This window comes from Duodenibacillus massiliensis (assembly GCF_928721995.1).
GTDB lineage: Bacteria > Pseudomonadota > Gammaproteobacteria > Burkholderiales > Burkholderiaceae_F > Duodenibacillus > Duodenibacillus massiliensis.
Genome location: NZ_OV788642.1, coordinates 548,195 through 575,096 on the forward strand (window position 1 = coordinate 548,195; position 26,902 = coordinate 575,096).

At 57.0% G+C, this 26,902-nt stretch carries 24 protein-coding genes; 13 read left to right on the top strand and 11 right to left on the bottom strand.

Annotated elements, in window-relative coordinates:
- Window positions 1-10: 10 nt before the first annotated feature.
- The 3 genes from NXF97_RS02410 to NXF97_RS02420 all read right to left on the bottom strand — a co-directional run bounded on the left by NXF97_RS02410 (window position 11) and on the right by NXF97_RS02420 (window position 3,892).
- Window positions 11-673, bottom strand: coding sequence for a site-2 protease family protein (locus NXF97_RS02410; protein WP_022373885.1), 663 nt, complete (start codon window positions 671-673; stop codon window positions 11-13).
- Between the two features lie 252 nt (window positions 674-925).
- Window positions 926-2,251: an anaerobic C4-dicarboxylate transporter gene (locus NXF97_RS02415; RefSeq protein ID WP_204207021.1), complete on the bottom strand. Its 1,326-nt coding sequence runs from the start codon at window positions 2,249-2,251 to the stop codon at window positions 926-928.
- A 240-nt stretch (window positions 2,252-2,491) separates the two neighbouring features.
- On the bottom strand, window positions 2,492-3,892 hold the full coding sequence (locus tag NXF97_RS02420; protein ID WP_022373887.1) for an aspartate ammonia-lyase: 1,401 nt from the start codon (window positions 3,890-3,892) through the stop codon (window positions 2,492-2,494).
- Between the two features lie 602 nt (window positions 3,893-4,494).
- Between NXF97_RS02420 and NXF97_RS02425 the strand changes: the two genes are divergently transcribed.
- From NXF97_RS02425 to NXF97_RS02435, 3 genes are read left to right on the top strand one after another with little or no spacing between them, the layout of a single operon-like run.
- Window positions 4,495-4,659 carry a hypothetical protein gene (locus tag NXF97_RS02425; RefSeq protein ID WP_154666326.1) on the top strand — a complete coding sequence of 55 codons (165 nt, stop codon included), beginning with the start codon at window positions 4,495-4,497 and terminating at the stop codon, window positions 4,657-4,659.
- Window positions 4,660-4,674: 15 nt separating this feature from the next.
- Window positions 4,675-5,526 (top strand): hypothetical protein, encoded by an 852-nt coding sequence (locus NXF97_RS02430; RefSeq protein WP_274956346.1) that lies wholly within the window; start codon window positions 4,675-4,677, stop codon window positions 5,524-5,526.
- Window positions 5,456-5,920: a hypothetical protein gene (locus tag NXF97_RS02435; RefSeq protein ID WP_274956347.1), complete on the top strand. Its 465-nt coding sequence runs from the start codon at window positions 5,456-5,458 to the stop codon at window positions 5,918-5,920. The genes NXF97_RS02430 and NXF97_RS02435 overlap by 71 nt, the downstream gene beginning before the upstream one ends.
- A 22-nt stretch (window positions 5,921-5,942) precedes the next feature.
- Here the strand turns inward: NXF97_RS02435 and NXF97_RS02440 are convergent, their stop codons facing one another.
- From NXF97_RS02440 to NXF97_RS02460, 5 genes are all read right to left on the bottom strand, one after another.
- On the bottom strand, window positions 5,943-6,893 hold the full coding sequence (locus tag NXF97_RS02440; protein ID WP_235836795.1) for a Bug family tripartite tricarboxylate transporter substrate binding protein: 951 nt from the start codon (window positions 6,891-6,893) through the stop codon (window positions 5,943-5,945).
- Between the two features lie 106 nt (window positions 6,894-6,999).
- Window positions 7,000-8,502: a tripartite tricarboxylate transporter permease gene (locus NXF97_RS02445; protein ID WP_074010013.1), complete on the bottom strand. Its 1,503-nt coding sequence runs from the start codon at window positions 8,500-8,502 to the stop codon at window positions 7,000-7,002.
- A gap of 22 nt (window positions 8,503-8,524) precedes the next feature.
- The gene (locus tag NXF97_RS02450) at window positions 8,525-8,974 is read right to left on the bottom strand and encodes a tripartite tricarboxylate transporter TctB family protein (protein ID WP_022373944.1); all 450 of its coding nucleotides are present in this window, start codon (window positions 8,972-8,974) and stop codon (window positions 8,525-8,527) included.
- A gap of 228 nt (window positions 8,975-9,202) precedes the next feature.
- Entirely contained in the window at window positions 9,203-10,006 is an 804-nt protein-coding gene (locus NXF97_RS02455; RefSeq protein ID WP_022373943.1) for a fumarate reductase iron-sulfur subunit, read from the bottom strand.
- Between the two features lie 20 nt (window positions 10,007-10,026).
- Complete coding sequence (locus NXF97_RS02460) at window positions 10,027-12,009, bottom strand: fumarate reductase flavoprotein subunit (RefSeq protein WP_022373942.1); 1,983 nt, start codon at window positions 12,007-12,009, stop codon at window positions 10,027-10,029.
- A gap of 758 nt (window positions 12,010-12,767) precedes the next feature.
- Between NXF97_RS02460 and NXF97_RS02465 the strand changes: the two genes are divergently transcribed.
- The 3 genes from NXF97_RS02465 to NXF97_RS02475 are packed head-to-tail and all read left to right on the top strand — an operon-like array spanning window position 12,768 to window position 16,221.
- Window positions 12,768-13,157: a Rid family detoxifying hydrolase gene (locus NXF97_RS02465; RefSeq protein WP_274956348.1), complete on the top strand. Its 390-nt coding sequence runs from the start codon at window positions 12,768-12,770 to the stop codon at window positions 13,155-13,157.
- A gap of 7 nt (window positions 13,158-13,164) precedes the next feature.
- A complete protein-coding gene (gene recG / locus NXF97_RS02470) occupies window positions 13,165-15,255 on the top strand; it encodes an ATP-dependent DNA helicase RecG (protein ID WP_274956349.1) in 2,091 nt (696 codons plus the stop codon).
- 24 nt (window positions 15,256-15,279) lie between these two features.
- Entirely contained in the window at window positions 15,280-16,221 is a 942-nt protein-coding gene (locus NXF97_RS02475; protein WP_074010008.1) for a hydrogen peroxide-inducible genes activator, read from the top strand.
- 74 nt (window positions 16,222-16,295) lie between these two features.
- Here the strand turns inward: NXF97_RS02475 and NXF97_RS02480 are convergent, their stop codons facing one another.
- The 3 genes from NXF97_RS02480 to NXF97_RS02490 form a co-directional block, all read right to left on the bottom strand.
- Window positions 16,296-16,943 (bottom strand): FABP family protein, encoded by a 648-nt coding sequence (locus NXF97_RS02480; protein ID WP_022373938.1) that lies wholly within the window; start codon window positions 16,941-16,943, stop codon window positions 16,296-16,298.
- 115 nt (window positions 16,944-17,058) lie between these two features.
- Window positions 17,059-17,511 (bottom strand): very short patch repair endonuclease, encoded by a 453-nt coding sequence (locus tag NXF97_RS02485; protein WP_274956350.1) that lies wholly within the window; start codon window positions 17,509-17,511, stop codon window positions 17,059-17,061.
- 20 nt (window positions 17,512-17,531) lie between these two features.
- Entirely contained in the window at window positions 17,532-18,014 is a 483-nt protein-coding gene (locus NXF97_RS02490) for a peroxiredoxin (RefSeq protein WP_274956351.1), read from the bottom strand.
- Window positions 18,015-18,303: 289 nt separating this feature from the next.
- Here NXF97_RS02490 and NXF97_RS02495 point away from each other — a divergent pair, with 289 nt between their 5' ends.
- The 7 genes from NXF97_RS02495 to NXF97_RS02525 all read left to right on the top strand — a co-directional run bounded on the left by NXF97_RS02495 (window position 18,304) and on the right by NXF97_RS02525 (window position 26,877).
- Entirely contained in the window at window positions 18,304-19,695 is a 1,392-nt protein-coding gene (locus NXF97_RS02495) for an alanine/glycine:cation symporter family protein (protein WP_274956352.1), read from the top strand.
- Window positions 19,696-20,157: 462 nt separating this feature from the next.
- Window positions 20,158-21,561 (top strand): ISAs1 family transposase, encoded by a 1,404-nt coding sequence (locus tag NXF97_RS02500; protein ID WP_274956353.1) that lies wholly within the window; start codon window positions 20,158-20,160, stop codon window positions 21,559-21,561.
- Between the two features lie 52 nt (window positions 21,562-21,613).
- Window positions 21,614-21,796 carry a hypothetical protein gene (locus tag NXF97_RS02505; RefSeq protein ID WP_274956354.1) on the top strand — a complete coding sequence of 61 codons (183 nt, stop codon included), beginning with the start codon at window positions 21,614-21,616 and terminating at the stop codon, window positions 21,794-21,796.
- Window positions 21,797-21,883: 87 nt separating this feature from the next.
- Window positions 21,884-22,381 (top strand): hypothetical protein, encoded by a 498-nt coding sequence (locus tag NXF97_RS02510; RefSeq protein ID WP_022373933.1) that lies wholly within the window; start codon window positions 21,884-21,886, stop codon window positions 22,379-22,381.
- A gap of 3 nt (window positions 22,382-22,384) precedes the next feature.
- Complete coding sequence (locus NXF97_RS02515; protein ID WP_274956355.1) at window positions 22,385-23,473, top strand: tetratricopeptide repeat protein; 1,089 nt, start codon at window positions 22,385-22,387, stop codon at window positions 23,471-23,473.
- A gap of 145 nt (window positions 23,474-23,618) precedes the next feature.
- Entirely contained in the window at window positions 23,619-26,321 is a 2,703-nt protein-coding gene (gene acnA / locus NXF97_RS02520) for an aconitate hydratase AcnA (RefSeq protein WP_274956356.1), read from the top strand.
- Between the two features lie 7 nt (window positions 26,322-26,328).
- Window positions 26,329-26,877: a putative toxin-antitoxin system toxin component, PIN family gene (locus tag NXF97_RS02525; protein WP_274956357.1), complete on the top strand. Its 549-nt coding sequence runs from the start codon at window positions 26,329-26,331 to the stop codon at window positions 26,875-26,877.
- Window positions 26,878-26,902 lie beyond the last annotated feature (25 nt).

A 26,902-nucleotide genomic window follows, 5' to 3' on the forward strand; every position in this document is an offset into this window, starting at 1 on the left:
CACGGGCTCCTTAAAGCATCACGGTCCATTCGACGAACGTCTGCGCCAACTGCATAAAGGGCCTCAGAAAATAGTTAAGAATCCCGGTGGCAAGCAAAATGATCACAATGAGAAGCCCGTAGGGTTCAAGGCGTGAATAGGCGACGGCCTGCCGCCAGGGCAAAAGCCCCGCAAGTACCCGTCCGCCGTCCATCGGCAGAATCGGAAGGAGATTAAAGGCCGCCAAAATCATATTGACCGAAACACCGGCAAGACAGATATCAACGGCCGTCTGCCCGATCATGCCGGAAGGCTCACCCAGCACAATGATCTTTAAAACAATGAGCCAGCAGAACATCTGCGCAATGTTCATCCCGGGACCTGCAAGCGACACCCAGATCATGTCGCGCTTGGGGTTATACAGCCTGCTGAAATTCACGGGGACGGGTTTTGCCCACCCGAAGAGAAAACCGGCACCCCCGGCAATCATGGAGCCCACGAGCAAAAGCCCCGGCACAAGGATCGTTCCCACGGGATCAATGTGTTTGAGGGGATTCATCGTGACGCGGCCGAGAATCCAGGCCGTGTTGTCGCCCAAACGTTTGGCGACAAAGCCGTGCGCGGCCTCGTGCAGGGTAATTGCGAGAATCGCGGGCACCGCGTAAATCAGAATACTTTGAAGAATTTCCGTCATGAGGGGAGCCTGTCCTCGTCAAAAACGCAGAAAGCCGCAAACGGGCGGCATGCAAAACACGTGTCGGAATTGTAGCCGTGCAGAACACACGGACAAACAGGCGGAAGCGTCTCGATACAAACGCTCGGGGAATTTTTTCGGGTGCCGAAAATAAGAAAGGCAGAATCCGTGGACCCACAGATTCTGCCCGAGGCTTAGATTCCGTCACTGCCCGGCGTTAAACCAGGCAGATTCGAAACGATGTCTCAAACCTTAGAACATCTTCGCAGCCACAAAGCCCAGAGCCACGCTGAAGACGATGGCGAGGAGCCCCGGCATGAAGAAGGCGTGGTTGAACACCCACTTACCGATGCGGGTCGTACCGGTGTCGTCCATCTGCACGGCGCCCAGAAGCGTCGGGTAGGTCGGCAGAACAAAGAGGGCAGACACGGCGGCGAAGCAGGCAACGAGCATGTAGCTGTCACCGGGGTTGGCGGCGGTGATGCCGAGAGCCGCCACGATAGCCGGGGTGATGGCCTTAGCCGTAGCAGCCTGAGAGTACAGGAGCATAGCGGCGATGAAGAACACGACTGCAAGCAGAGCCGGGTAAGCGGTCACCGTGGAAGCAGCAAGCGTCTTGATCTCGTTGATGTGGCCGGAAACGAACGTGTCACCGAGCCAGGCAACGCCCAGCACGCACACGCAGGCAACCATACCGCTCTTGAAGACGGAGCAGTCAGCGATCTTACCGATTTCGATCTTGCACAGAACCGTGATCAGGGTGCCGACCAAGAGCATCAGGCTCATGATGGCTGCGTCACGCGGCACGACGACGGGCTTGATGAGGCCCACGGCCGGAGAAATCGCGGAGGCATACAGAACCACGCAGACAACGCCGATCAGGAAGATGAGAACGGAGCGCTTGGCGTAGGGCTTGAGTTGAGTCTTGGTTTCATCAGAAACAGCCTTCACGAGCCCCTTGGCGAGACGATCCTTGTAAACCGGGTCGCTGTCGAGGTCCATGTTGGAGCAAAGCGTCATCACGAAGGACGTGATCATGCAGCCGATGAAGGTCGTCACAATCCAGATCCCCAAGAGAGCCGGATAAGACCAGCCGAAGCCTTCGAGAACGCCGGACATGTAGATGACGGCTGCGGAAACCGGAGACGCCGTAATAGCGATCTGGGAAGAAACCACGGCGATCGAAAGCGGAACGACCGGGCGGATCTTCTGGCCCTTGGCGACTTCAACGATAACCGGAATCATCGAGAAGGCGGTGTGGCCGGTACCGGCGAAGATCGTCAGAACATAGGTGACGATCGGGGCGAGGTAGTTGATGTACTTAGGATTGCTGCGCAGGATCCGTTCGGCAATCTGAACGAGGTAGTCAAGGCCGCCCGCAAGCTGCATGGCGGAGATGGCTGCGATCACCGATGCGATGATCAGAATCACGTCCCAGGGAATGTTACCCGGCTTCATGCCGAGGCACAGACCGAGGACCAGGACGCCGGCGCCGCCGGCATAACCGATACCGATGCCGCCGAGGCGCACACCGATATAGATTGCGCCCAGAAGCACAATAATTTGAAGGATGACCATTAAGTCCATGATATCTCCTCAGGTGGAGGTTTGGTGCTTATCGGCTGCTCTGCTTCGGAAAGCTTTGACAGTACGGCAAAAGGAAAGGAACCATACTTGAGATTGTCTGAAGTCCTCACACCCGGGGAACGGGGCTTTAAACTTCAGCACGGAGGGTGACCCTACAGGCCCGCCCTCCGTTTCATCTCTGCCTTCAAAACAGAGCGCGCTTTTTATTCAGGCGTTTTCACGCCCTTTCAATTACTGCACAAACTTCGGTGCAATAAGGTTCTGCAGGTTGAACGTCTTGTCCCACTCTTCCTGAGTGAGCATCTTGCGTTCTTCCACCACAACCTGGTGCAGCGACTTGCCGGTTTCATAGCATTCGTGAGCCATGGCGGCGCAGGTCTTGTAGCCGAGGTGGGGTTTCAGAAGCGTGACGATACCGCAGGAGTTCATCACCATTGCTTCGGTGCGCTTGGCGTTGGCGGTCACCCCGTCAATGCACTTCGTGCGCAGCGTGTTGCAGGCGTTGGAGAGAACGCGCAGGCCGGTGAACAGAGCAAACGTGATCACGGGTTCCATAACGTTCAGTTCGAGCTGGCCGGCCGAAGCGGCAAGCATCACCGTCTGGTCAAGACCGATCGCGAGGAACGAAGCCTGGTTGGTGACTTCGGGGATCACGGGGTTGACCTTACCCGGCATGATGGAGGAACCGGGCTGCAGCTGCGGCAGATTGATTTCAGCAAGACCGCAGCGGGGGCCGGAGGCGAGAAGACGCAGGTCGTTGCAGACCTTCGTGAGCTTGATGGCGAGGCTCTTCATCGCGGAAGAAATCGCAACGTAGGCACCGCAGTCGCTCGTGGCGGCGATGAGGTCTTCGCTGTTCTTGAAGTCGATGCCGGTGAGCTGAGCGAGGTATTTCGAAGCCAGAGCCGGATAGTCCGGATGTGCCGTCACGGTCGTACCGATGGCGGTGGCGCCGAGGTTGATGACCTTCAGGTGTTCCTGCGCTTCGCGGATCGTCTTGATTTCATCGGCGATCGTGAAGCCCCAGCCGTGGAATTCCTGGCCGAGGGTCATCGGAACAGCGTCCTGCAGGTGGGTGCGGCCCATCTTCAGAACACCCTTGAATTCTTCGCTCTTCTTGTAGAAGGCGGCAACGAGGTCTTCAACAGACTTCAGAAGCACGTTGCTCCGGAGCATCAGCGCAAGGTGCAGAGCCGTCGGATACGTGTCGTTGGTGGACTGACCGAAGTTGGCGTGGTCGTTCGGGGAAACGCGCTTGTAGTCGCCCTTCACAGAACCCAGCTTTTCAGCAGCGAGGTTGCAGATCACTTCGTTGCAGTTCATGTTCGTGGACGTACCGGCACCGCCCTGGAGCCAGTCGGTCACAAACTGATCACGGTACTTGCCGGCGATCAGCTGATCGCACGCCCAGATGAGAGCGTCGGCGACATCAGCCGGAATCGTGCCGAGTTCCTTGTTGGCCATGGCGGCAGCCTTCTTGACATAGCCGAAGGCGATGACAAAGAAGGGTTCCTGGCTCATCGGCATTTCCGTGATGTGGAAGTTCTGCTTGCCGCGCAGCGTCTGCACGCCGTAGTAGCAATCATCAGGTACTTCCAGATCGCCCAGAAAATCGTTTTCAATACGAGACATCTTTTATAGCTCCTCTTTCGTTCAGGACAAAGCGCTTCAAAAACACGCCCTCTGCCCGTTAAAAATGCTTCAGTCCGTCTGCGTGCCGGGGTTTCGACCTCCCCTGCCCGTGGTCCGGACGGACCGTCACGCCGGAAGAATTGCTGTCTTACACCTAAGCAAAACAGCCTATCCCTTCCTTTCGAGCCACATACTACACCCTATTTTTGTATTGGTGCAAGTCGTTTTTACTCAAATTAGGTATTAGAACCTCGGTAAAACACCATAAGCATAATGGCTTATTTTTATAACTTTCAGTCTGCCCGTTTCAGTCGTCTGATTTCATGGATTTTTTTACTGGCTTTCACCGAGTCTTTACGGCTCAACCTCAAAAATGCAATGATTTTTACGGCTTTTGATTTTCGTCAAGACTCAGCGATTGTTTAAAACCCGCCGCCCAAAAAAGCTCCGGCGGTTTTCCGTCAGAGCCTTTCACAGAATTTCCCGCATTTCTCCCGGGGCTTGAGCCCCGGGAGAAATGCGGGCTTTCGAAATTATTTAATCTTGGAGCAAACGCAGCCAAACCATGTACATAGTTTTCGCTTAAGGTATATTCAGCCGCTATGAAATCGCGCACACCGTCCTTTGTCATCGAGCTGGGCCTGAAAACCGGAGAGGATCAGGAAAGTGCGCTGGAGACCTACTTCTCCGATGCACGCCAGCTCTTCAATGCTGTTCTTGGAACGGCAAAGAAACGCGTGCGCGCCAAGAAAAGCACTGAAGCATGAAAGCTCACGGCCGCGATGCCCAAGGGAAAAGACCGCAACAAGCGGCTTAAGGAAATTCAGAAGTCCTCCCGCCTTTCCGAGTATGCCCTGCATGATGTCGTGAAAGAGCATCGTGCCAAGGGCGGCTTTACAAAGCGCATCGGCATCAACGAAGCGCAGAAAATTGCCACACGTGCCTGGCAGAAAGAAGCTCTTCTTTCAGCAACAGATCCGTCCGGCTTTAAGCGTGTCAAATACTGCCGTCTTGTCCAGCGGATGATCCGCGGCCGTATTCGCTACTTTGTTCAGCTCATTGTCGAAGGCTTACCGCCCGTCAAGCACGTTTATGCTCCCAAGGATCTCAAGGTGGCTGTTGACCCGGGCCCGAGGACCATGACTTTTTACAGCCCCGAGTGGCAGCAGAAGATTTTGGTGAGCGCGGACACTGTCTCTCAGGAAAAGGAGATTGCGCGTCTTTTACGTGCCATGGACCGCTCCCACAGAGACACGAATCGGGAGTGCTACAACGCGGATGGCACCGTTAAAGCCGCCGGAAAAAAGCTTGTCTGGAAGGAATCCAAGACCTATAAGGCAACAAAGGCAAAACTTGCGGATCTGTACCGCCGCCAGGCGCAAACCCGCCGTTGCCTGCACGGCGAAGTGATTAACCAGGTGTTCGGCAGGGCCGGCACCGTCATTGTGGAGAAGAACGCATACAAAGCATTTCAGAGAGCCGGATACGGCAAGAGTTTGGGCAAAAGCGGTATTGCAGGATTGATAACCCGGATGACAAGTAAGGCTGAAAGCGCCGGCTGTTGTGTGGTGGAAGTCAGTCCCCGCAAAACTGCGCCCGAGTCAGCACGATCCCGAAACGGGAACGTACCGTAAGAAGGCTCTTTGGGAGAGAAGTCATCAGTTGGGAGACACGGACTGGTACATGGACCGCGACCTTGCGGCCGCCATGAACCTGTATTTTGCGGATCCCGCCACTGACAGCTACGATCTGAAGGCTGAGCAATCAGCGCTTGCGAGGCTCAAACAAGTCTCAGGGAACGCCGGACCGATAGTGCAGTACAAACCAGCGAATCGGCAAGACGAAGCAGTCCTTCGCCGGAACCGACGGATCGAGCTGATGAAGCCCGTACCCGTAGAGCGGTTGCGTTTTAAATGTTCCTGTGGTGCAGGGGACGCCCGGGCAGACAAGGCCTCAAAAACCTTGCCTGTTACGGGAAAGCCTGCACCGTGTCAGGAAACCCCGCGCATTCAAGCGCGGGGTGTTTAGTAAAAACGCTACCGGTTGTGGTTTAGTAGAGCTTGTTCACCACATCCTTGGCAAAGACTTCCTGGGCCTTGATGAGGTCACCGAGTTCCTTAGCGTCCTTGTAGTCAAGGTTAAGCCCCGCCTTCTTGTGGGCTTCAATGACTTCCGGATCCTTCATGGTCTTGGCAAACGCCTCAGCATAGAAGTCCATCACTTCCTTTGGGGTGCCCGCCGGGGCCACCACGGCGCGCGCAGAGCCGTACCATTCGGGATAGAGCCCCACTTCGCCCAACGTCGGAACATCCGGGAATTCAGCAAGACGCTTCTTATCGAAAACAGCCAGAACGCGCAGCTCGGGCTTGGCACCGGTCACGAGTTTTGCAACGTCAGCAACCTTCGCGCAGGTAAAGTGCACTTCGCCCTGGCGCAGTGCCAGAAGCTGATCGGCCGTGCCGCCGTAAGGGATGGCCTTATATTTGGCTCCGGCACTCTTCGCGAACAACTGCGCGGCCGTGTGGTTGGAGGCCTTCACGCCGTTCGTTGACGCGCGCAGATTTCCCTTTTCCTTCATCGCGGCCACAAGGCTCTTGATGTCCTTCCAGGGGCTGTCCGCCTTCACAACCACAACGCTCGTTTCGGTGAGGTGGTTCGCGATCGGCGTGATCTGGCTCACCTTAAAGGGCGCACCGGGCTGGGCCGCAAGCGTCGTAAAGGTCGGAAGGTTAATAAAGCCGATCGTACGGCCGTCGGGTTTGGCACGCACCAGTTCCGTCCAGCCGATCTTGCCGTCAGCGCCCGGCAGGTTATTGATGATGAGGGTCTTGCCGACATACTTTTCGGCTTCCATGGAAAGAAGCCGCGCACCGGTGTCGGTGCCCGAACCCGCCTTATAAGCCACAATCACCGTGACGTCACCGTCGGGCTGCCAGGCCCAGGCCGTTGTGCCCGCGGCCAGAGCGCCGAGAACTGCCGTTGCGATCAAAAACTTCTTCACGTTACTGTCTCCTTTGGTTGTTGCGGCACATGTTCGGTTCCTGTGACCGGCACCGCCGAAAATAAAAAACCGATGCCCCATTAACCAAGGCACCGGTTGATGAACACTACTGCTGCTCCGTCATCCGCTTTTCCCAGCGGTTCATGAAAAGGGGCGAGAGAATACCGATCACGCAAAGCGCAATCAGCATCCAGCACAAGGGTGTCGAAAAGAGCACCGACGGATCGCCGTCCGAGAGCATCAGCGACCGACGCAAGCCCCTCTCCCCGATCGGGCCGAGAATGAGCCCCAAGACCATCGCGGCGGCGTTGAAGTCAAACTTACGCATCAGATACCCCAGGACACCGAAGATCAACATGATCCCCACTTCCACGATGTTGTTGTGAATCGCGTAAGAACCCACAACACAGAGCACCACAATGCTCGGAATGAGAATGGCGTCAGAGACGCGCGAAATCTGGGCAAAACCTTTGCAGCCCAAAAGGCCGATCGCCAGCATCATGAACTGCACGATCACAAAACCGGCAAAGAAGGTGTAGGTCATGCCCGCGTATGTTGTAAAAAGTTCGGGCCCGGGCTGCAGGCCGTGAATCACAAGGCCCCCCATCAGCACCGCCGTCACCGACTCACCGGGAATACCGAGCGTCAAAGTCGGAATGAGCGAGCCCCCGGTGACCGCATTGTTGGCCGATTCGCTGCCGGCAACGCCTTCAATGCTCCCTTTACCGAATTCTTCCTTGTGTTTACTGAAGCGCTTGGCTTCGTTGTAACCCATAAAGCAGGCAATCGTGGCTCCCGCGCCGGGCAGAATCCCCACGATGTTGCCGATAATCCAGCTTCTCAGCACGGGCGGCGTGATGCGCTTCATCTCAGGGCGCGTCAGACGGAACTTATCGGTAATCGCTTTGGCTTTGGCGCGCTCGACGATCCGGCTTTCCGCAAGAATCAAAACCTGGGACATGGAGAAAAGCCCGATCAGAGCACAGGTGACGTTCACGCCGTTATAAAGCGTGCTCTGTCCGAACATGAAGCGCTCAACGCCTTCCATCGGGTCCATGCCGATTGTGGAAATCAAAAGCCCCATAAAGCCCGAGATGAGGCCCTTTAAGAGTGACTTCGAGGACACACCCGCAATCACCGTGAGCCCGAAAAGCGAAAGCCAGAAGTATTCCGGGCTCTTAAACTGCATCGCAAGCTGAGCGAGTGCCGGCGAAAAGAAGTAAAGCGAAATGCAGGACAAAAGCCCGCCGCAGAAACTCGCGACGCAAGCAACCGTCAACGCTTTTGCCGCCTGCCCCTTCAGTGTGAGCTGATAGCCCTCAATTGCGGTTGCGGCAGAAGCGGGCGTGCCCGGCGTATGAATCAAAATCGCTGAAATGGAGCCCCCGAAAATGGCGCCGCAGTAGATGCCCCCCAAAACAATGAGGCCCGTTGCCGGGGGCATGCCGAAGGTAATCGGGAGCAAAAGCGCCACGCCCATGGCGGCCGAAAGCCCTGGCAGGCAGCCGATCGTGACGCCCAGGGCCGTCGACAAAAACATGGCGGCGATATTGATCGGGGAAAGTGCGTTTACAAACCCCGCCCCCATCAGACTCAGTGTCTCAAGCATTTGTCATTTCCTCCGGCACGAATCAGGAAAAAAGCATGCCTTTGGGAAGAGGCACTTTGAGAAAGAGCGTAAAGACCGGGTAGATCACCGCGAGAAGCACCGCGATCACGAGCACAATCCACTGCTTTTTGACTTTGAGAAAAAGAAGAGCCCCCGCAAGATACGCAATCGTTGCGATGTAGTAGCCCGCAGTGACCAGAAGCACCACGTAGACGATGATGCCGATGATGACCCCGATGAACTGCTTCGGCAAAAAGCCTTTGAAGTGCTCGGCCAAATCGTCGTGCATCTTCCGCTCAACGCGCCACTTCAGATACGCTGAAAGAATGTAGAGGGTATTTAACACGTAGAGCGCTGTGAGTAGCGCCAGGGGATAGGTCTGCGCTTCCGGGGGAAGCTTAAGCGTCATGACCAAAAACAATGTGGTGATTGCGTAGACCACCAATGTGACTGCGGTATCGGATTTCTTCATCGCGGAGGCATGAATTTAAGCAATCGGACTGATCGGCTTGGTTTATGCCGAAAAGTTGTGTGAATTATCGCGCAACACACAGTTACACGACAATACGATGACAATGCTTTTGCTCAAAACTCATGCAAAAGCGCTTCGGTTTTTACATCAGGCAGGGCACGAAAAACCCGCTTCCGAACGAAATCAGAAGCGGGCTTATCCGTCAGATACGGATCACATCAGACAGTCTTAGTGCAGACGCTTGATGTAGATCTTCTTCTGCGGTGTGGGCGTGACCTTGTCGTAGTTCTTGATACCCTGTTCAGCCATCTTGCGGCGGATGAACGCGATCTGGGTCTTCAGCGGCAGATCCTTCGGGCAGAAGTCGTGGCAGGCCAAGAGCGACATGCAGCCGAACACACCGGAATCATCACCGATCACATCGTAGAAATCGGCGTCGTTACGGGTGTCGCGCGGATCCAGACGGAAGCGGGCGATCTTGTTGATCGCGACGCCGCCGGCGAAGTCCGGGCGGATGCGGACCGTACCGCAACCGGCGATACAGCAGCCGCATTCCACGCAGCGGTCCAGAAGGTAGATGTCTTCCGCCAGCTGCGGATCCATCGGTTCTTCCTTCTTGCAGAGATTGATCTCTTCGGTCTTCATGTGAACCCACGTTTCCATGCGTTCGCTCATGTTGCGCATCCACTTACCGGTATTGACCGAGAGGTCACCGATCAGTTCGAACGCAGGCAACGGAGCAAGCGTGAATTCCGTGGGAAGGTCACGGGTGAGCGTACGGCAGGCAAGGCCGGGCTTACCGTTGATCATCATGGCGCAGGAACCGCAGATACCGGCGCGGCAGACGAAGTCAAACTGCAGAGACGGATCCTGCGTGTCACGCAGTTCGTTCAGCAGAATGTAGAGCGTCATCGAGTCGCTTTCTTCGATCTCGTAGGTCTGCATGTGCGGGACGCTCTTGGGGTCAGCCGGGTTGTAGCGCAGGATGCTGACCTTGAGCATACGGTGCTGCTTTTTAACTTGAGTACTCATTTCAGTTCAGCTCCTCGGAATTACGGCAGGGGTTCATCGATGCGTTCATTGCGGCCCTGCAGACGCTTGGGCAGCAGATTGTGGTAGGGCATGATCGCATCCTGAATCTGGAAGCGGTCGGCACCTTCGGCCTGCATCTTGGCGCGGATGGCATCGACTTCGGCCTGACGCTTGGGCGTTTCGGGGTTGTCGATGTAGTTCTTGGCGCCGTAACCACGCCAGCCCGGCGGGAGTTCCATCTTGCTGATGTCGAGCGTTTCGTAGGTAAGCGTCGGCATCGTGTCGCCTTCCTTCCAGGAAGAGAGGGTGCGCTTCAACCACTTGGCGTCGTCGCGGACCGGGAAGTCTTCACGGAAGTGAGCACCGCGGCTTTCCTTACGGGCCGTAGCGCCGCAGGCAATCGCGAGAGCCACCTTGAGCATCTTGCGGGTGCGGTAGGCATAGGTGAGTTCGGCGTTGGCGCCCAGCTGATCCTTGCAGGAGACCTTGAAGGTCTTCTTGTAGAGCTCTTCGAGTTCTTCGACGGCGCTGTCCATCACGTCGCCGCGACGGAAAATACCGATCTTGCTCGTCATGAGTTCCTGCATGCGGGTACGGATCTTGGCCATGTCTTCCGTGCCGGAATTCTTCAGGAACCCGTCCAATTCAGCCTTGACCTTGGCGGCCGCGTCATAAATGAGGGAGGTCGGAATGTCAATGCCGTTTTCGGGACGGTCGCAGAAGTCGGCGATGAATTCACCGACGATCATGCCGCCCACAACGGTTTCAGCCACGGAGTTGCCGCCCAGGCGGTTAAAGCCGTGCATATCCCAGCAGGCTGCTTCGCCCGCGGCAAAGAGGCCCTTTAACTGACGGGATTCGCCCGTGTAGTTCGTGCGCACGCCGCCCATCGTGTAGTGCATGGCCGGACGCACCGGAATCCATTCCTTCGTGGGGTCAACGCCCAGGAAGTAGTGGCAGATTTCGTAAACTTCACGCAGGTTGTGCTTAATGTGGTGTTCGCCCAACAGCGTGATGTCGAGCCAGAGGTGTTCGCCGAAGCGGCTCTTCACGCCCTTGCCCTGAGCAATACGTTCTTCCATACGACGGCTCACGACGTCGCGGGAGGCGAGTTCCTTCTTTTCCGGTTCCACGTCCGGCATAAAGCGGTGGCCGTCAACGTCACGAAGCAGACCGCCGTCACCGCGGCAGCCTTCCGTCACGAGAATACCGGCCGGGAAAATACCGGTCGGGTGGAACTGAATGGCTTCCATGTTGCCGAGCGTGGCAACACCGGATTCCAGAGCCAGAGCGTGGCCCGTGCCTTCGCAGATCTGAGCGTTCGTCGTCACGCGGAAGAGCTTGCCGGCGCCGCCCGTGGCAATGGCCGTAGCCTTTGCAACGTAGGCAATCAGTTCGCCCGTCATCAGATCGCGGCAGACAGCGCCGTAGCAGCGCTTGCCGTCATGAATCAGAGAGAGAGCTTCGATACGTTCGACAACCGGAACGTGTTCGGCGATGACGCGGTCGCTCACGGCGTTAAGCATCGCGTGGCCCGTGCCGTCAGACACAAAGCACGTACGCCACTTCTTCGTGCCGCCGAAGTCACGCTGGCCGATCAGGCCCGCGGCCTCCTTGCGTTCGGTAATCGTGACCTTTTCACCGTTGATGATGACCTGGCGGTCACCCGGGGTGATACGGCTCCAGGGCACGCCCCAGGCCGCGAGTTCACGCACGGCCTTCGGGCTGGTGTTGACGAACATACGCACCACGTCCTGGTCGGCACCCCAGTCGGAACCGCGGACGGTATCGGCGAAGTGGACGTCTTCATTGTCCCCCAGGCCCTTAATCACGTTGCCGAGAGAGGCCTGCATGCCGCCCTGCGCCGCCTTGGAGTGCGAACGCTTCGGGGGCACCAGCGACAAGACGATGGAGTCGTGACCGCGACGCTTGGCAGCAACTGCCATGCGAAGACCGGCCAGGCCGCCACCGATCACCAGTACGTCGGTGTAGATAATCTTCATTTTTTATGGTCTCCTTGATCCGTGAGGATCCGCCTGGGTTCATCCGGTCCGTCAAGCACAACAAACCGCACCGCATGACCCGGCAGGGTCAGAAAAGCTCTTTTTTGTGGGAAGTCCCAGGGGACCTACCCATTCGGGATGATATTGTCAACCTCTTTGCCGGCAACGTCATTCCTGCAGTCGGCTCTCAATGATTTGGAGCAATACAGTGACCGGCGTTTACACTCCGCAACACTCTTGCCCGTGCCGCCGTGCCGTCCGAACCGCAACCGCTTCAGACACCCCGGACCCTTGAAAAAGAGCCGGAGAAGCCGCGCACAACAGCGTCCCGGCGCGCCCCTGCCGCAGTTTCCCGCAGCCGGCCCGCACCTCAGAAAAACAACACCGCAGGCGGCTTAAATTAAGCCGACCTTATGTGTCAGCGCGAGTTTACGAGCCATACTACCTAAGTACTATAGGTAATAACCCCAAATTTCTCCGCTTCTTTGACCTAAGCAAACCTTCTGAGAATTCCCGTTTTCGCCCTCGTATTTCAGGGCACTTATAAATCAGCCGGAATAAAACCCACGGACATTGTCTTAACCCGCTTTCAATACTCCTTCATGAGTATTCTTAGATAAAATACCTAGTAAAAAACACTCATGATTTATAATAAACGCTCCCTAAATTCATGAGAATTAATAATATAATTATTCAATGAGAGGGAAGACAGCGCCTGTGCCGTTTTTTCTCCGCTGATAAGGGAGATTTTGAAGCATATGACTGAGATTATTTCAACCAAGACGGCCCCTGCTGCGATCGGCCCGTACAACCAGGCCGTCAAAGCCGGAAACGTCGTCTTCTGCTCCGGTCAGATCGGTCTTGTGCCGGAAACCGGAGAGCTTACCGAGGGCCTTGAAGCCCAGGTGCGTCAGGCCTTCACCAACCTCACGGAAGTTGTTTCCGCTGCAGGCGGCACGTTTTCCGACGTGGTGAAGTTCACGCTTTTTGTGACCGACATGACGCAGTTCGGCCTTGTGAACGCCGTCATGAAGGAGTACGTGAAGGACCCCTACCCCGCACGCAGCTGCGTGGAAGTCTCCGCGCTCCCCAAGGGTGCGCTTTTTGAAGTGGAAGCCATTGCCGTTATTAAGGAAATGAGCTTCTGAGTGTGTTATGCCGATTGACAAAGTCCCGGTCAAAAAGCAGAAAGCCTTAAAGGCTGAAAAACCGAAAAAAGAAGACAAGCTCACGGTGTCTGAGCGCTTTGCGCGTCTTGGTCTCGTGCGCGACTGGGATTTTGTCTTTCATCTGCCGCTCCGTTACGAAGACGAAACGCAGATCACTGACTGCAGGGCGCTCACGCCCGGCACCTTTGCCCAGGTCCAGGGCCGCATTACTGAAGTCATTGCCAAACGCACCTCGGGTTTTGTTCCCTTTACCTTTATCAGAATCACGGACGCGAGCGGGTCAGCTGCCATGCGGCTTTTCCGGTTCGGTGACAAAAAGCTTCTCACGATGGGAAGTCTCATCCGTGCCTACGGTGAAGTAAGACTCGCCTACAGCGGTGAACCGGAACTCTGGCAGCCGCGCGTTAAAAAGGCCGTGGCGGACGTCTCGGACCTTCCGAAAACCCTTACGCCCGTTTATCCGGCTTCAGGCACACTCACCCAGCCCGTCATCCGCAAACGCATTGACAGAGCGCTCCTTGACGTCGATTTAAAGGACCTCGTTCCCGACAAGTACACGAAAGCCTTAAATCTTCCCGGGTTTGCCGAGGCTGTGCGCTTTATCCACCACCCGAGCCCCCTTACACCGGCTGAAGCGCTTTCCGAGCGCACGGCGCCCGAATTCAAGCGCCTCGTGTTTGACGAATTTCTTGCTCAGCAGATCTTTTTAAAGAAAAGCCGGGACGCCAAGGCCCTTGCCGCCGCGCCCGCGATGACGGACACGTCAGGGGCCCTTAAAACCCGGTTTTTGGATAGTCTTGCCTTTACGCTTACCGGAGCTCAACAACGCGTCATCTCTGAAATTGAAGCTGACATGGCAACGAAGCGCCCCATGCAGCGGCTTGTCGCGGGCGACGTCGGCTCGGGTAAAACCGTGATTGCGGCGCTGGCCGCCGTCCGCGCCGTTGAAAACGGCTTTCAGGCCGCGGTCATGGCCCCCACGGAAATTCTCGCGCAGCAGCATTACAAAAAGCTCTCGGCGTGGCTTACGCCCTTGGGCGTCAATATTGTGTTTCTTGCGGGAAGCCTCTCAGGGCCCGACAAAAAAGCAGCGCTAAAAAGCATTGCCGACGGTACCGCTCAGATTGCGGTGGGCACCCACGCCCTCATTCAGGAAGGCGTTCACTTTAAAAACCTCGGGCTTGCCGTGATTGACGAGCAGCACCGCTTCGGCGTTTCACAGCGCATGAAGCTGGCTTTGACTGAGGCAGGCGTTCAGCCGCATCAGCTCCTTTTAACCGCAACACCCATTCCTCGCACGCTTGCGATGAGTTACCTTGCCGACATCGACGTGAGTTTCTTAGACGAAATGCCGCCCGGACGGCAGCCCGTCACCACCAAGCTCATCAGTCTTTCTCGGGCAGCGGACGTTTTAAAGGCCGTCACAGGCGACATCCGCGAAGGGCGGCAGTGCTACTGGGTCTGTCCCCTCATTGAAGAAAGCGAAAAGGCGGACCTAACCGCCGCAACCGACCGCGAGCGCATGATCCGCGAAAGCGAACCGGACTTAAGAACAGCGCTACTGCACAGCAAACTCCCCGCAGAAGAAAAAGAAGCCGTAATGGCGCGCTTTGCCGCGGGAGAAATTGACATTCTCGTCTCCACCACCGTGATTGAGGTGGGTGTGGATGTTCCGAACGCCTCGGTGATGGTGATTGAACACGCCGAGCGGTTTGGCCTGTCGCAGCTGCATCAGTTGCGCGGCCGAGTGGGGCGCGGTACCGCCAAAAGTACCTGCCTCATGCTTTTTGACCCCGAATTAAGTGACGTCGGCAAGGAACGTCTGCGTGTGATCCGCGAGACGACCGACGGTTTTGCCGTGGCGCGCGAGGACCTAAGGCTTCGCGGCCCGGGTGAGTTTTTAGGTGCGCGCCAGTCCGGCAGCCCCGCCATGCGCTTTGCCGATCCCTTAAACGACAAGGATCTTTTGGAGTGGGCGCGGCGCTCGGCCGAAGACTGGATGCGTGAGGATGCGGCGGCAGCCGAAAAGTTTGCCAGCCGGTGGTTTGATCCCGCCCGAAATTTTTTACAAGCGTAAGCACACCCCAAATGAGTCCCTACTATGACACTGACTGAACTCAAATATGTCCTTGCCGTTGCGCAGGAACACCATTTCGGACGGGCGGCCGAAAGCTGCAGCGTCTCCCAGCCTTCTCTTTCCGTGGCCGTGCGTAAGCTCGAAGAGGAACTGGGCGTCAAGATTTTTGAGCGTAAGAGCTCAGACGTCACCGTCACGCCGATCGGCAAACTGATCGTTGAACGCGCCCAGCGGGTTTTGGAAGACGCCGCCCTGTTGCGCGTCTGCGCCCAGCAGGGTAAAGATCCCTTAAGCGGGGAGCTGCGCCTGGGAACGATTTGCACGATCGCCCCCTACCTCATTCCGGATCTCGTGAGCAGCATGCACAAAGTGGCTGCCAACATGCCGCTTATTCTCACGGAAGGCCTCACCGCGAACCTTCTTGAGCAGCTTAAAAGCGGTCAGCTTGACGCTGCGATCGTGTCGCTCCCGATTGATCAGCCGGGCATCATGATTCAGCCCCTCTACGACGAAGAATTTGTGGCTGTGGTGCCGGCAAACCACCCGCTCGCGCACCGGCCGGCGATTTCGCGCCAGGACGTCAAAAATGAACCGATGCTTCTGTTGGGGTCCGGCCACTGCTTCCGCGATCAGGTACTTGATTTCTGTGCCGATACGCTCCGAAGCGACCCCAACGCCAAAAAAAGCGTCGAAGGCAGCTCGCTGCAGACAATCTGCTACATGGTCGCGCAGGGCCTGGGCGTCACGATTCTCCCGTCAAGCGCGGTGCCCTTCTACGATCACAACCCCCTGATCCGCATCGTGCCTTTTGAGCGCCCGAGCGTCCCCAAGCGCCGCGTGGTGCTTGCCTGGCGCAAGACCTTCCCGCGTGTACCCGCCGTGCAGGCCGTGCAGCACGGCGTGGAACTCATCCGCAATCTTCACGGCTGCCGCATGCTCACAAGCCTCCCGGCGGTTCCGGCCTAAAGCTCTGACGGCCAGTTAAAAAAGCCTCCGGCGCTTTAAAAACGCACGGAGGCTTTTTACTGCCCGTTTAAAAATTAACGGCGCAGGAAAATACCCTCGTCAATACCGCGCGGATTGGGACGCGGGTATTCGATCATGCGAAGGGTGTTGTGATCGGTGTGCAGAAACTCCCCTTCAACACCGGGAACAATGAGCTTGGTGACCTGATCGTAACTCCAGGTACCGTCGTCGTTAAAGGTGATGCTCATCGTCCACTCAACGGTCTTAAAAGCTTCTTCGAGGAAGGGGCCGGAGATGATGCCGTTTGTGAGCGACCCCCGCTCGGCCTTCACCGTAATCGTCTTGTCGCCCGGTTTGGCAACGCCCGTTGCCATCGCCACCTGCGCGCGCGGAATCGCAAGCGTATGCGTGATCCGGCCGGTCGCGGGCTCCCAGAGCCAGTAGCCCACCTGATCGTGGAAACCGGCAAGTTCCCCGGGCTTAACGATATGCACGTGGTAGCGAAGGCCGTAGAGAACCTGCGGACCGTTATTCTGTGCGTCAATCGGCTCCATCACGATGCGCTCGATGTAAGGCTCGGTTTCCGGGCCGTCAGCCTGCGGGTGCGTGTCAACGCCCTGATCGCCGTACCAGGTGCCGGCAAGGCGCGCCAAAGGCCCGAGGTTGGCAAGCGTATCCGCGCTTGACGGGGCTTCCGTGTAAATGTCCTTATGCATGGCCATGGTGTAATTCCTTTTCGAAAACAATTTTTCTTGACCGCACTCTAAAAGGTTTCGCGCAAACCGTCGGGCACTTTCGGATAATTTCGCAACAATCTGTACAGGGAACAACACGGGCTTAATGGCGGCTCCCGGCAATATTACCAAACCCCGCGTCACTTTCGATCCATGCCCGGATTTTGCGGCCGAGGGCGTCCCGCTCGGCTTTGGTCCTTAAAGCACACTCCCAGACCCGGAGAACACGCCAGCCGCTCTCAAGCAGCTTATCGCGCACGGCCGCGTTGCGTGCTTTGTTGCGGGCAATCTTTTCAACCCAGAAAGCGTGGTGCGCAGACGGCACCGACGCTCTCGGGCAACCCGCGTGCGCGTGCCAGAAACAGCCGTGCACAAAGATCGCGATGCGGCGGCCGATCATGGCGATATCCGGTTTTCCGGGAATGTCGCTACGGTTTAACCGGTAGCGGCAGCCTGCGGCGGTGAGCGCCTTTCGGACAATGATTTCGGGCTTTGTGTTTTTCGAGCGGATCGCTGCCATATTGGCGCTTCGCTCAGAAGCCGACTTGATGTCCATGACGCAGGAGCCGCAAAAAATCAGGCATCCTTGCCGGAGAGAAGCTTTAAGAGCTCTCCTACATGCACGCGCGCCACGACGTTACGCAGCACGTGCGTGAGAACACCGTTTTCGTCGATCACGAAAGTCGAACGCTCGATACGGATGCGGGGCTTGCCGTCTTTAATCTGCTCGGTCATCACGCCGTAGAGGTTGCTCACCGTGCGGTCGGTGTCACACAAAAGCGGGAACGTGAGCTTATAGCGGTCACGAAAATCGCAGTGGCTTGCCTGATTGTCGTTGGAGACACCGTAGATGCTGTAGCCCAGGGCCTTAAACTCTTTGATCGTGTCGCGGAAATCCTGTGCCTGTGCGGTGCACCCCGGCGTATTGTCTTCCGGGTAAAAGTAAAGAATCACCTTGTGCCCGCGAAGCTCTGACAACCGCACGGACTCCCCGGCGTCCGTCATCAGTTCAAAATCCGGCGCCTTGTCGCCCGCCTTTAAGTCCCGCCCGTCAGTCATCTTTCTTTCCTTTCGTTTTTTTATTTTTTGCGGTTAAGACCGCTCGCTTGAGACTCTAATTGTTTTGTCTTACAGCCACTTTGACTCGCTTACGGGAAATTGCTCAGCCGATCCCGCAGGAAGTCATAGTCCGACGATTAAAATCAAAATTTTTGGCGCAAATCCGCACAGATCGGGCCTGCGCTTCTATAGACTCAGCCACTCGCGCTAACATTCTGCGCGGAATTCTTACAAAAGGATACGAAGGACGTATCCGCTCCTTGACCAATTTTCACAGGGTGATTTCCAAATGATGGACTGGCTAAACAGCCTTGTCGGCGACGTCAACAGCGTACTTTGGGGTGTTTTCTGTCTTATTCCCCTGCTGTGCGGTACCGGTATCTTCTACACGATCCGTCTGCGTTTCGTTCAAGTCAGAAAGTTCGGCCTCGCGCTTAAGATCCTTTTCGGCGGCGCATCGCTCTTCGGTAAGCGCGCCGACAAGACCGGTATGAGTTCGTTTCAGGCTCTCGCGACCGCCATTGCCGCTCAGGTCGGTACCGGTAACGTCGCTGGTACAGCCACAGCCATCGTTTCGGGCGGCCCCGGTGCCCTTTTCTGGCTTTGGGTAGCGGCCTTTTTCGGTATGGCGACGATCTTTGCGGAAGCCGTGCTCGCCCAGACCTACCGTGACAAGGACGCCAACGGCCACATCGTGGGCGGCCCCGCCTACTACATCACCAAGGGTATGGGCGAAAAATTCCGTCCGATGGCTGTCTTTTTCTCCATTGCCATCATCATTGCCCTGGGCTGCATCGGTAACGCCGTACAGTCCAACTCTATTTCAATGGCCATGAAGACGGCCTTTGACATGCCGCTTCTGATCACGGGCGTTGTGGTTGCCGTGCTTTCCGGTTTCGTCTTCTTCGGCGGTATCGGGCGGCTTGCGAGCGTCACGGAAAAGATCGTTCCCGCCATGGCTGCCATTTACATCGTGGGCGGCACGTGGGTGATCTGCATGCACGCCGCGCAGATTATTCCGGCCTTTGAACTCATCATCGAAGCGGCCTTTAATCCCCAGGCTGTCGCCGGCGGCGCTTTGGGTCTCACGGTTGCCAAAGCGATGCAGTTCGGTGTGGCCCGCGGGCTCTTTTCTAATGAAGCCGGTATGGGTTCGACGCCCCACGCGCACGCCGTAGCGAAGGTTGAGCACCCGGTGGAACAGGGCCTTGTCGCCATCTTCGGTGTGGCTGCAACCCTCATCATCGTGACCTTTACGGGTATTGTGATTCTTGTGACCGGCGTTCTTGACTACAAGACAACGGGCATCGAACTCACGCAGCATGCCTACAACGTGGGCTTAGGCAGCATCGGCATGAGCTTTGTGGCGGTGTGCCTCTTCTTCTTTGCCTTCTCCACGATCATCGGCTGGTACTTCTTCGGTGAACAGAATGTCCGCTTCCTCTTTAAGGGCCGCGGGCTTCTCCCCTACCGCCTTTTGGTGTGCGCCTTCATCATCCTGGGCGCAACACTCAAGGTTGACCTCGTCTGGTCTCTGGCCGACCTCTTTAACGGCCTGATGGTGATCCCTAACCTCATTGCCCTTCTGGCTCTCAACAAGGTCGTTGTGAATTCTCTGAACGACTTTGAAGCCAAACTCGCGATGGTGGAAAAGACGCAGAAGGAACTGGCAGGGAAGTAAGCCGACCTCTTTCTGAGGATTCTCTAAAACCCGGCAGGCTCATTCAACATGCCGGGTTTTTCATTGTCTCCGAAAAGTTTTCGGGCGTGATGCTGCGGATTTCTGATTCCGGCAGGGCTGCCGCAAAGGCTGGGCTTACCCGATGTCTGCCTGCACTAAACAACCCGCGCTTGAAAGCGCGGGGTTGTTTAGCTGGGCAGGATGTGGCGCTCAAACCTGCGATTTCGAGAACGTTTGCATGGTTGCAAACACCTAGACAGGCATTTTCGGTAAATTTTGGTACTATATTCCCAAAATTTCACGCTTTTTTAGGAACATAATCCCAAAAGGTTCCAATTCTGCAGGGCTGACGCATACTAATTCATAAATATTGCTGGAAGTCGATTGATTTCCAGCTTTTTTCTTGATTTCATCGTGGTGTGTTATATAATTTTAATAACACACCACGGATAAGAGGCAGTCATGCCAAAGCTCGGAAGCGACGGAAAAATTCACATCTCTATCGTTAAGCGCAAGCGTCCTGACGGATCCCGCTATGTGCAGGAGGTCAGAAGCATCTACGACCCCAAGACGAAAAACAGCAAGGTCATCAGCTCTACGACCAAAGGAATCCTTCCGCCTGGGGAAACTGATCTCAGCAAGCTCATTCCCAGCGACGGGAAAAGAGGTCCGAAGAAAAAGGCCGCGTTGGCCCGGGAAATTCCCGTCATCACAGACTCCCGTCAGGGACCGCTTGTTCAATATCCTCTCGATATTGTCCTGCTGGTTATCGTCCTGGCCGGGCTTGGCGGCTTCCTTTCCTGCCGGCAGATTGCTGAGTACTGGAAACTGCATCGTCCTGTATTTAAGGCATGGTTTGCCGATTTCCCTGATCAGGATATTTCTCACGATACGGTCCGCAATGTCATCCGAATCCTTGGCAAAGGTGACGTCAACAAGCTCATTGAGCAGTACACGATCCCTCTGCCGGCCAAGTACCAGACGCGGATTGTTGCCTTGGACGGCCAGGCCGTATGCGCCGCATCAAGCCTGGAGCACAAGGCTCACAGCCGCTATGTGCTGAACCTTTTCGATACTGACAATGAAATGTGCCTTCAGCAGGTACTTATCGAGGAAAAAGAGAACGAGATCACTCAGGCCGTCAACATCGTGACGTCCATGGATCTCAGCGGTGCGATCTTCACCTGCGATGCGATGAATACGCAGAAAAAGCTGGCGGAGTTTCTTCTTTACGAAAAACACTGCGACTACTGCTTTGCCGTCAAAGGCAACCACAAGGAACTTCACAGCCAGGTTTGCGGTTGGTTTAAAACCAAACAAGGCCGAAGCGCTGCAAAAGAATTTGCCCGTATTGAGCTGGGGCACGGCCGCACTGAAACACGGGAAATCAGCGTGTTGCCGGCCTCTCTCATGAAAGAATTTGCCCAGGATGTTTTGGATAAATGGGCCGGACTGGAAGACGGGTGCATCGTCATGGCCAGAATCAAACGCGAATTCGCAGACGCACCGGAGAAAAACTCTGATGAAGTGCGCTACTTCATTACGAGCCTGCATTTCGACAAGCTCTACATTGCTGCCACGCTGGCGCGCGTGATCCGCAGACACTGGATGATTGAAAACGGGTTGCACTGGGTGCTGGATGTGACTTTTAACCAGGACAGAACCCAGTGCAGAAACGCCGATTTCTTGGCCGGAGTAACCGGAATCCGCAAAATTATCTTCAACCTGATCAGTAAGGCTCAGTCCGGGCAAGAAGCAGAAACCGGACGCCAGGCCGCACACAAACCGTCCTGGAAAGTCAGGCTTTCAACGCCTGCCTCTGCCATGGAGCTTTTTGCAAAACTATACCGGCACGTCAAACGATAAGGATGAGTAATCGTCAGCCCTGGTCCTTCGCCGGAACCAACGGATCGAGCTGATGAAGCCCGAACCCGTAGAGTGGTTGCGTTTTAAATGTTCCTGTGGCGCAGGGGACGCCCGGGCAGACAAGGCCTCAAACACCTTGGCTGTTTGCGGGAAAGCCTGCACCGTGTCAGGAAACCCCGCGCTTTCAAGCGCGGGTTGTTTAGAAGAAGCGCTGCAAGTGCCGCAGCCCGTTTAAGCCTTGGGCGTTTCCGCCGATTTCCACCTACAATTCGCTCAACCTCAATTCAGGGCGTGCCGGCAAGCGCCGCCCTCAGACAACGAAATGCCTGAAACCATTCAGAACCCCTCTGTCCAAACGGCTGAAGAGCCGCTGCGCCTTTATAACCCCGTGGTGTGCATTATTCTCACACTCATCTTCACTCCGATGTTCGGGGCACTGCTGCAGGGCTTTAACTGGCGGACATTAAATGAACCGGTCCTCGCGGAAAAAAGCATGGCCTGGGTGCGCGTGAGCTTTTTCACGTTCGTTGCCTACACGATTGCCGAACCCTTTATCCGCGACATTCCCGTCTGCCGCTATCTCATGATTGCGCTTTTTATCGGTTTCTGGATTTCCTGGACGCTTTCCATGGGAATCCGCCAGGTGACCTACATCCGCCGCAACCGCATCGCCTACAAAGGGAAATTTTTCGGCCGCGCAATCATGATCGGCGCCTTCGGCTGGGTCGCTTACACCGCTTTTGCCCTGACACTTGTTCTTTTCCTGCATTTAACCGGGATTGATCCGCTGCCTGCGGACGCTCCGATTCTGCAGCAGTAAGCCATGCGCACCAACGTTGAGACGCGCTTTGAACTTCCCAAACGCACGGGGGCTGATACGGCTTCCGCCGGGGTTCTTGCGCTCTTACGGGGGGACGTAACGCAGGCACGGCCGGAAAAAACTCAGGTTGATCTCTGGACGCGCGAAGCCGCCCAGGGCTCCCCGCAGGCGCAGTACGAGCTTGCGAGGACGCTCGCGCAGACCGCCGTCATTTCCGCCGACAACCGTGCGGCCGTCAAGTGGCTCAGAAAAGCCGTGGAAAAAGAACATACGGCCTCGCAGTACCTGCTGGGACTACTGATTGCCCGCGGTCAGGGGGTGAGGCCCGATCCGGAAAAAGCCGTGGAACTTTTCCGCAAAGCCGCAGTCATGGGCAACAAAGACGCCCAGTACGATCTCGGACGAGCCCTCCTCTGGGGGTTCGGCTGCGAAGAAAATCCCTCCGAGGCCCTCACCTGGTTTCGGCTTGCCGCAGCCCAGGGGCACACCGAGGCTGAATACGAGTCCGGTATTGCCTACGCCACCGGCCGCGGCTGTCCGACGGACCTGCGGCAGGCCCAGCAGCGGCTTAAACGTGCGGCCTTAAAGGGCAGCGCCAAAGCGGCACTTGCCTTAAGTGAACTCAACCTCAGACCGGACAACCCGCAGGCCGACAGCGCTGAAGCCCTTCACTGGTGCGCGGAAGCCGCCCGCGGGGGGCTCGCTGCCGCACAGCTGCAGCTTGCGTTTTTCCACTGGCGGGGTGACGGCGTCAGAAAGTCCGCGGACACGGCCTGCGACTGGGCCCGGCGCAGTGCCCTGCAGAGCTACCTCCCGGCTTTTCTTTTTCTGGCAAAGCTTCTCACGGAGGGCGAAACACGCGCGGGGCGGCTGCCCGCTGAAGCCCTGGCGCTTCTGATGAAGGTGAGAAGCGTTCTGACCGACCGTGATGCCCGCGGCGACGGCAAAGACACGGCGGAGCTTCTCGCGCAGTGCCGCATCCGCTGTGATGAACTCACGGCCGAACTCTCAGCGACGGAAATTGAACGCGCCAAACGGATGGCGCAGGCGCACGCAACGCCCGAAATCCTCGCTGAGGCACTTTTTTCCTAGACGTTCTGCCTAGATTTCACATATTTTTACCCCGTGAAAGCCTTAGCCTGCGCGGTGCGCGGCTAAAATCAATTCCACTTTGCATAAGACCGGGCGGCTCCATTCTGGGAGACACACGCCCGCACATCCCGGGAGACAAAACCAGATGACCCAGAACGCCAAAGAGAGCCTGCGCGCCTCCACGCTTGCGACGCTCACCGCAGGCGGCAAGGACTACCGCTACTACAGCCTTCCCAAACTCGCCGCAGAGCTCGGCGTTGATCTCACCCGCGTCCCGGTGACGATCCGCATTGTGCTTGAAAGCATTCTCAGAAACTGCGACGAAGAAACGATTCACGCCGAGAGCGTGAAAAAGCTCGCGGGCTGGAAAGCCAACGCCCCGCGTGAAGAAACGCCGTTTGTGGTAAGCCGCGTGATTCTGCAGGACTTAACCGGTGTTCCGCTCTTGGCGGACTTGGCCGCCATGCGCAGCGAAGCCGCACGCCGGGGGCTTGATCCCGAACGTGTGGAGCCGCTCGTTCCCGTGGATATGGTCGTGGACCACTCGGTGATGATCGATAACTTCGGCAACCCCAAGGCCCTCACCGACAACATGTCGGTTGAATTCAAGCGTAACCGCGAGCGCTACAGCTTTCTCAAGTGGGGCATGCAGGCCTTTAAGAGTTTCGGCATTGTGCCGCCGGGATTCGGGATCGTGCATCAGGTCAACCTCGAGTACCTTGCCCGCGGTGTCTTCTGCGGCAAGGACAACACGCTCTGGCCCGACAGCGTTGTGGGCACCGACAGCCACACGGTGATGGTAAACGGGCTCGGTGTCATCGGCTGGGGCGTGGGCGGCATCGAAGCCGAAGCCGCGATGCTCGGGCGCCCCATTTACATGCTCACCCCCGACGTCGTGGGCGTGCACCTTAAGGGGAAACTCCCCGCCGACTGCACGACAACGGATCTCGCGCTTACCGTCACGCAGGTGCTGCGCGCCAAGAAAGTGGTCGGCAAGTTTGTGGAATTTTTCGGTGACGGCGCAAGGTCTCTGGCGGTGCCCGAGCGCGCCACGATTGCCAACATGGCCCCCGAATACGGCGCCACGATGGGCTACTTCGGCGTGGACGACAAAACGATTGCGTTCTTTAAGGAAACGGGGCGCACTGAAGAGGTCTGCAGCCGCATTGAAGCCTACTTTAAGGCGCAGGGGCTTTTCGGCATTGCCGAGGCCGGTGTGCACGACTACACCGACACGGTAGAAATCGATCTTGCCAAAGTCCGGCCGTCTTTGGCCGGCCCCCGCCGTCCGCAGGACAGAATTGAACTCACGGAGCTTACCCCCACCTTTGAAAAGCTTCTCACGACACCCGTTGCCGATGGCGGCTTTTCGCAGCCCGCAGACCGCACGCATGCCGCGGGCACTTTGGCTGACGGCAGGAAACTCAATCACGGCGACATCGTGATTGCGGCCATTACCTCCTGCACGAACACCTCCAACCCCTCGGTTCTGATTGCCGCAGGGCTTCTCGCGAAAAAGGCCGTGGAAGCGGGGCTTACGACCGCGCCGCGCGTCAAAACGAGCCTCGCGCCGGGAAGCCGCGTTGTAACGGCCTACCTTGAAAAGCTCGGGCTCCTGCCCTACCTTGATAAGCTCGGCTTTAATGTCGCTGCCTACGGCTGCACCACCTGTATCGGCAACGCCGGTGACCTCGCACCCGACATTTTGAAAGCCGTCAAAGACGAAAACCTCGTAACGGCCGCCGTTTTGTCCGGAAACCGCAACTTTGAAGCCCGTATTCACCCGGCGGTGAAGGCCAATTTCCTTGCCTCGCCCGCTTTGGTGGTCGCCTACGCGATTGCGGGCAGCGTGCGCCGTGATCTTGCGGAAGAACCGCTCGGAACCGGCAAGGACGGCAAGCCCGTTTATCTCAGGGACATCTGGCCCGCGCCGGAAGAAATCGAAGCGATGCTGCCCGCGGCTCAGCAGCCCGAAGCCTACCGCTCGACCTACCTCAAGATCCGCACGGAACCGGGTTCATTGTGGCAGGCCGTGACCGGCACCACCGGTCCCTGCTACAACTGGCCGGATTCGACCTACATTGCTGAGCCTCCCTTTATGGAAGCAACCGACACGATGGGCGACATCAAAGGCGCCCGCGCGCTCGGCATTTTCGGTGACTCCGTGACGACCGACCACATTTCGCCCGCAGGCCGCATCAGCGCGGACACGCCGGCAGCAAAGTGGTTAAGAAGCAAGGGCGTGGCGGAGGCCGACTTCAACAGTTACGGGTCGCGGCGCGGCCAGCACGAAGTGATGATGCGCGGCACATTTGCCAACGCCCGCATCAAGAACCTCATGGTTCCCGCAAACCCCGACGGCACACCCGTGGAAGGGGGCTTTACGCTTGAGATGCCCGAAGGCAAAAAGACCACGATCTTTGAAGCGGCCTGCGACTACAAGGCCAAGCACATCCCGGTCGTTGTGTTTGCCGGTGAAGAATACGGCACGGGCTCAAGCCGCGACTGGGCCGCCAAGGGTACGAAATTGTTGGGGGTCAAAGCCGTCATTGTGAAGAGCTTTGAGCGCATTCACCGCTCCAACCTCATCGGTATGGGAGTTCTGCCGCTGCAGTTTAAGCCGGGCACAAGCGCTCAGACGCTGGGGCTTACCGGCCGCGAAACCTTTGACATCACAGGGGTTGACGCCATTAAACCCTTGGGCGACGTGACGCTCACGATTCACTACCCGGACGGCACGGTTAAGAGCGTGCCGCTTACGGTGAGAATCGACACCCCCGTAGAACTCACCTACGTGAAGGCGGGAGGCATCATGCCCTACATGATCAGCCGCATCGAAAACGCGTGAGGCACCGGTGACACCCTTTGCCGCGACGCTTCCCACGGCGCAGTTTCTCCTGGATCTGCGCCAAAAACACCACCCGACACCGGAGCGCAGGGCGGCGCTTGAAGCCGACCTCGCTTTGGCACCTGGCCGGCGCACGCGGCCCGTGGCGGTGATTGACACGAATGTCCTTCTGGATTTTTGGTTTTGGGAAGACAAAACTGCCGCCCCCGTTAAAGACGCGCTCTATTACGACCGCTTCTGGGCGGTGCGAAGCGACGACACGGTGGACGAACTTGCCGACGTGATCCGACGCCCTCAGTTTGAACTGACGGTGGCGAATCAGTGTGAGATTCTGAGGCTCTGGCACAGCCTCTCTTTCGGAATCACCATCCCTGCTGATTTCGCCACAACACTCCGGTGCAAGGACCGCGATGACGTGAAGTTTCTGCGGCTTGCGGACTTTGTGAAGGCCGACTTTGTTGTCACCAAGGATAAGGCCGTTTTAAAGGCCGGCAAGCGCGCAAAACGCAACGGCACCGTCGTATTGACGCCCGCAGCGGCAGGCACTATTCTGTAGTCACTTCGAATTTTCGACTGAGCGG

Bases quoted from the DNA above. Each gene is read 5' to 3' on its own strand.
- NXF97_RS02410 (WP_022373885.1), bottom strand. From the start codon at position 673: ATGACGGAAATTCTTCAAAGTATTCTGATTTACGCGGTGCCCGCGATT.
- NXF97_RS02415 (WP_204207021.1), bottom strand. From the start codon at position 2,251: ATGGTCATCCTTCAAATTATTGTGCTTCTGGGCGCAATCTATATCGGT.
- NXF97_RS02420 (WP_022373887.1), bottom strand. From the start codon at position 3,892: ATGTCTCGTATTGAAAACGATTTTCTGGGCGATCTGGAAGTACCTGAT.
- NXF97_RS02425 (WP_154666326.1), top strand. From the start codon at position 4,495: ATGAAATCGCGCACACCGTCCTTTGTCATCGAGCTGGGCCTGAAAACC.
- NXF97_RS02430 (WP_274956346.1), top strand. From the start codon at position 4,675: ATGCCCAAGGGAAAAGACCGCAACAAGCGGCTTAAGGAAATTCAGAAG.
- NXF97_RS02445 (WP_074010013.1), bottom strand. From the start codon at position 8,502: ATGCTTGAGACACTGAGTCTGATGGGGGCGGGGTTTGTAAACGCACTT.
- NXF97_RS02450 (WP_022373944.1), bottom strand. From the start codon at position 8,974: ATGAAGAAATCCGATACCGCAGTCACATTGGTGGTCTACGCAATCACC.
- NXF97_RS02455 (WP_022373943.1), bottom strand. From the start codon at position 10,006: ATGAGTACTCAAGTTAAAAAGCAGCACCGTATGCTCAAGGTCAGCATC.
- NXF97_RS02460 (WP_022373942.1), bottom strand. From the start codon at position 12,009: ATGAAGATTATCTACACCGACGTACTGGTGATCGGTGGCGGCCTGGCC.
- NXF97_RS02465 (WP_274956348.1), top strand. From the start codon at position 12,768: ATGACTGAGATTATTTCAACCAAGACGGCCCCTGCTGCGATCGGCCCG.
- recG (WP_274956349.1), top strand. From the start codon at position 13,165: ATGCCGATTGACAAAGTCCCGGTCAAAAAGCAGAAAGCCTTAAAGGCT.
- NXF97_RS02475 (WP_074010008.1), top strand. From the start codon at position 15,280: ATGACACTGACTGAACTCAAATATGTCCTTGCCGTTGCGCAGGAACAC.
- NXF97_RS02480 (WP_022373938.1), bottom strand. From the start codon at position 16,943: ATGGCCATGCATAAGGACATTTACACGGAAGCCCCGTCAAGCGCGGAT.
- NXF97_RS02485 (WP_274956350.1), bottom strand. From the start codon at position 17,511: ATGGACATCAAGTCGGCTTCTGAGCGAAGCGCCAATATGGCAGCGATC.
- NXF97_RS02490 (WP_274956351.1), bottom strand. From the start codon at position 18,014: ATGACTGACGGGCGGGACTTAAAGGCGGGCGACAAGGCGCCGGATTTT.
- NXF97_RS02495 (WP_274956352.1), top strand. From the start codon at position 18,304: ATGATGGACTGGCTAAACAGCCTTGTCGGCGACGTCAACAGCGTACTT.
- NXF97_RS02500 (WP_274956353.1), top strand. From the start codon at position 20,158: ATGCCAAAGCTCGGAAGCGACGGAAAAATTCACATCTCTATCGTTAAG.
- NXF97_RS02505 (WP_274956354.1), top strand. From the start codon at position 21,614: ATGAAGCCCGAACCCGTAGAGTGGTTGCGTTTTAAATGTTCCTGTGGC.
- NXF97_RS02510 (WP_022373933.1), top strand. From the start codon at position 21,884: ATGCCTGAAACCATTCAGAACCCCTCTGTCCAAACGGCTGAAGAGCCG.
- NXF97_RS02515 (WP_274956355.1), top strand. From the start codon at position 22,385: ATGCGCACCAACGTTGAGACGCGCTTTGAACTTCCCAAACGCACGGGG.
- acnA (WP_274956356.1), top strand. From the start codon at position 23,619: ATGACCCAGAACGCCAAAGAGAGCCTGCGCGCCTCCACGCTTGCGACG.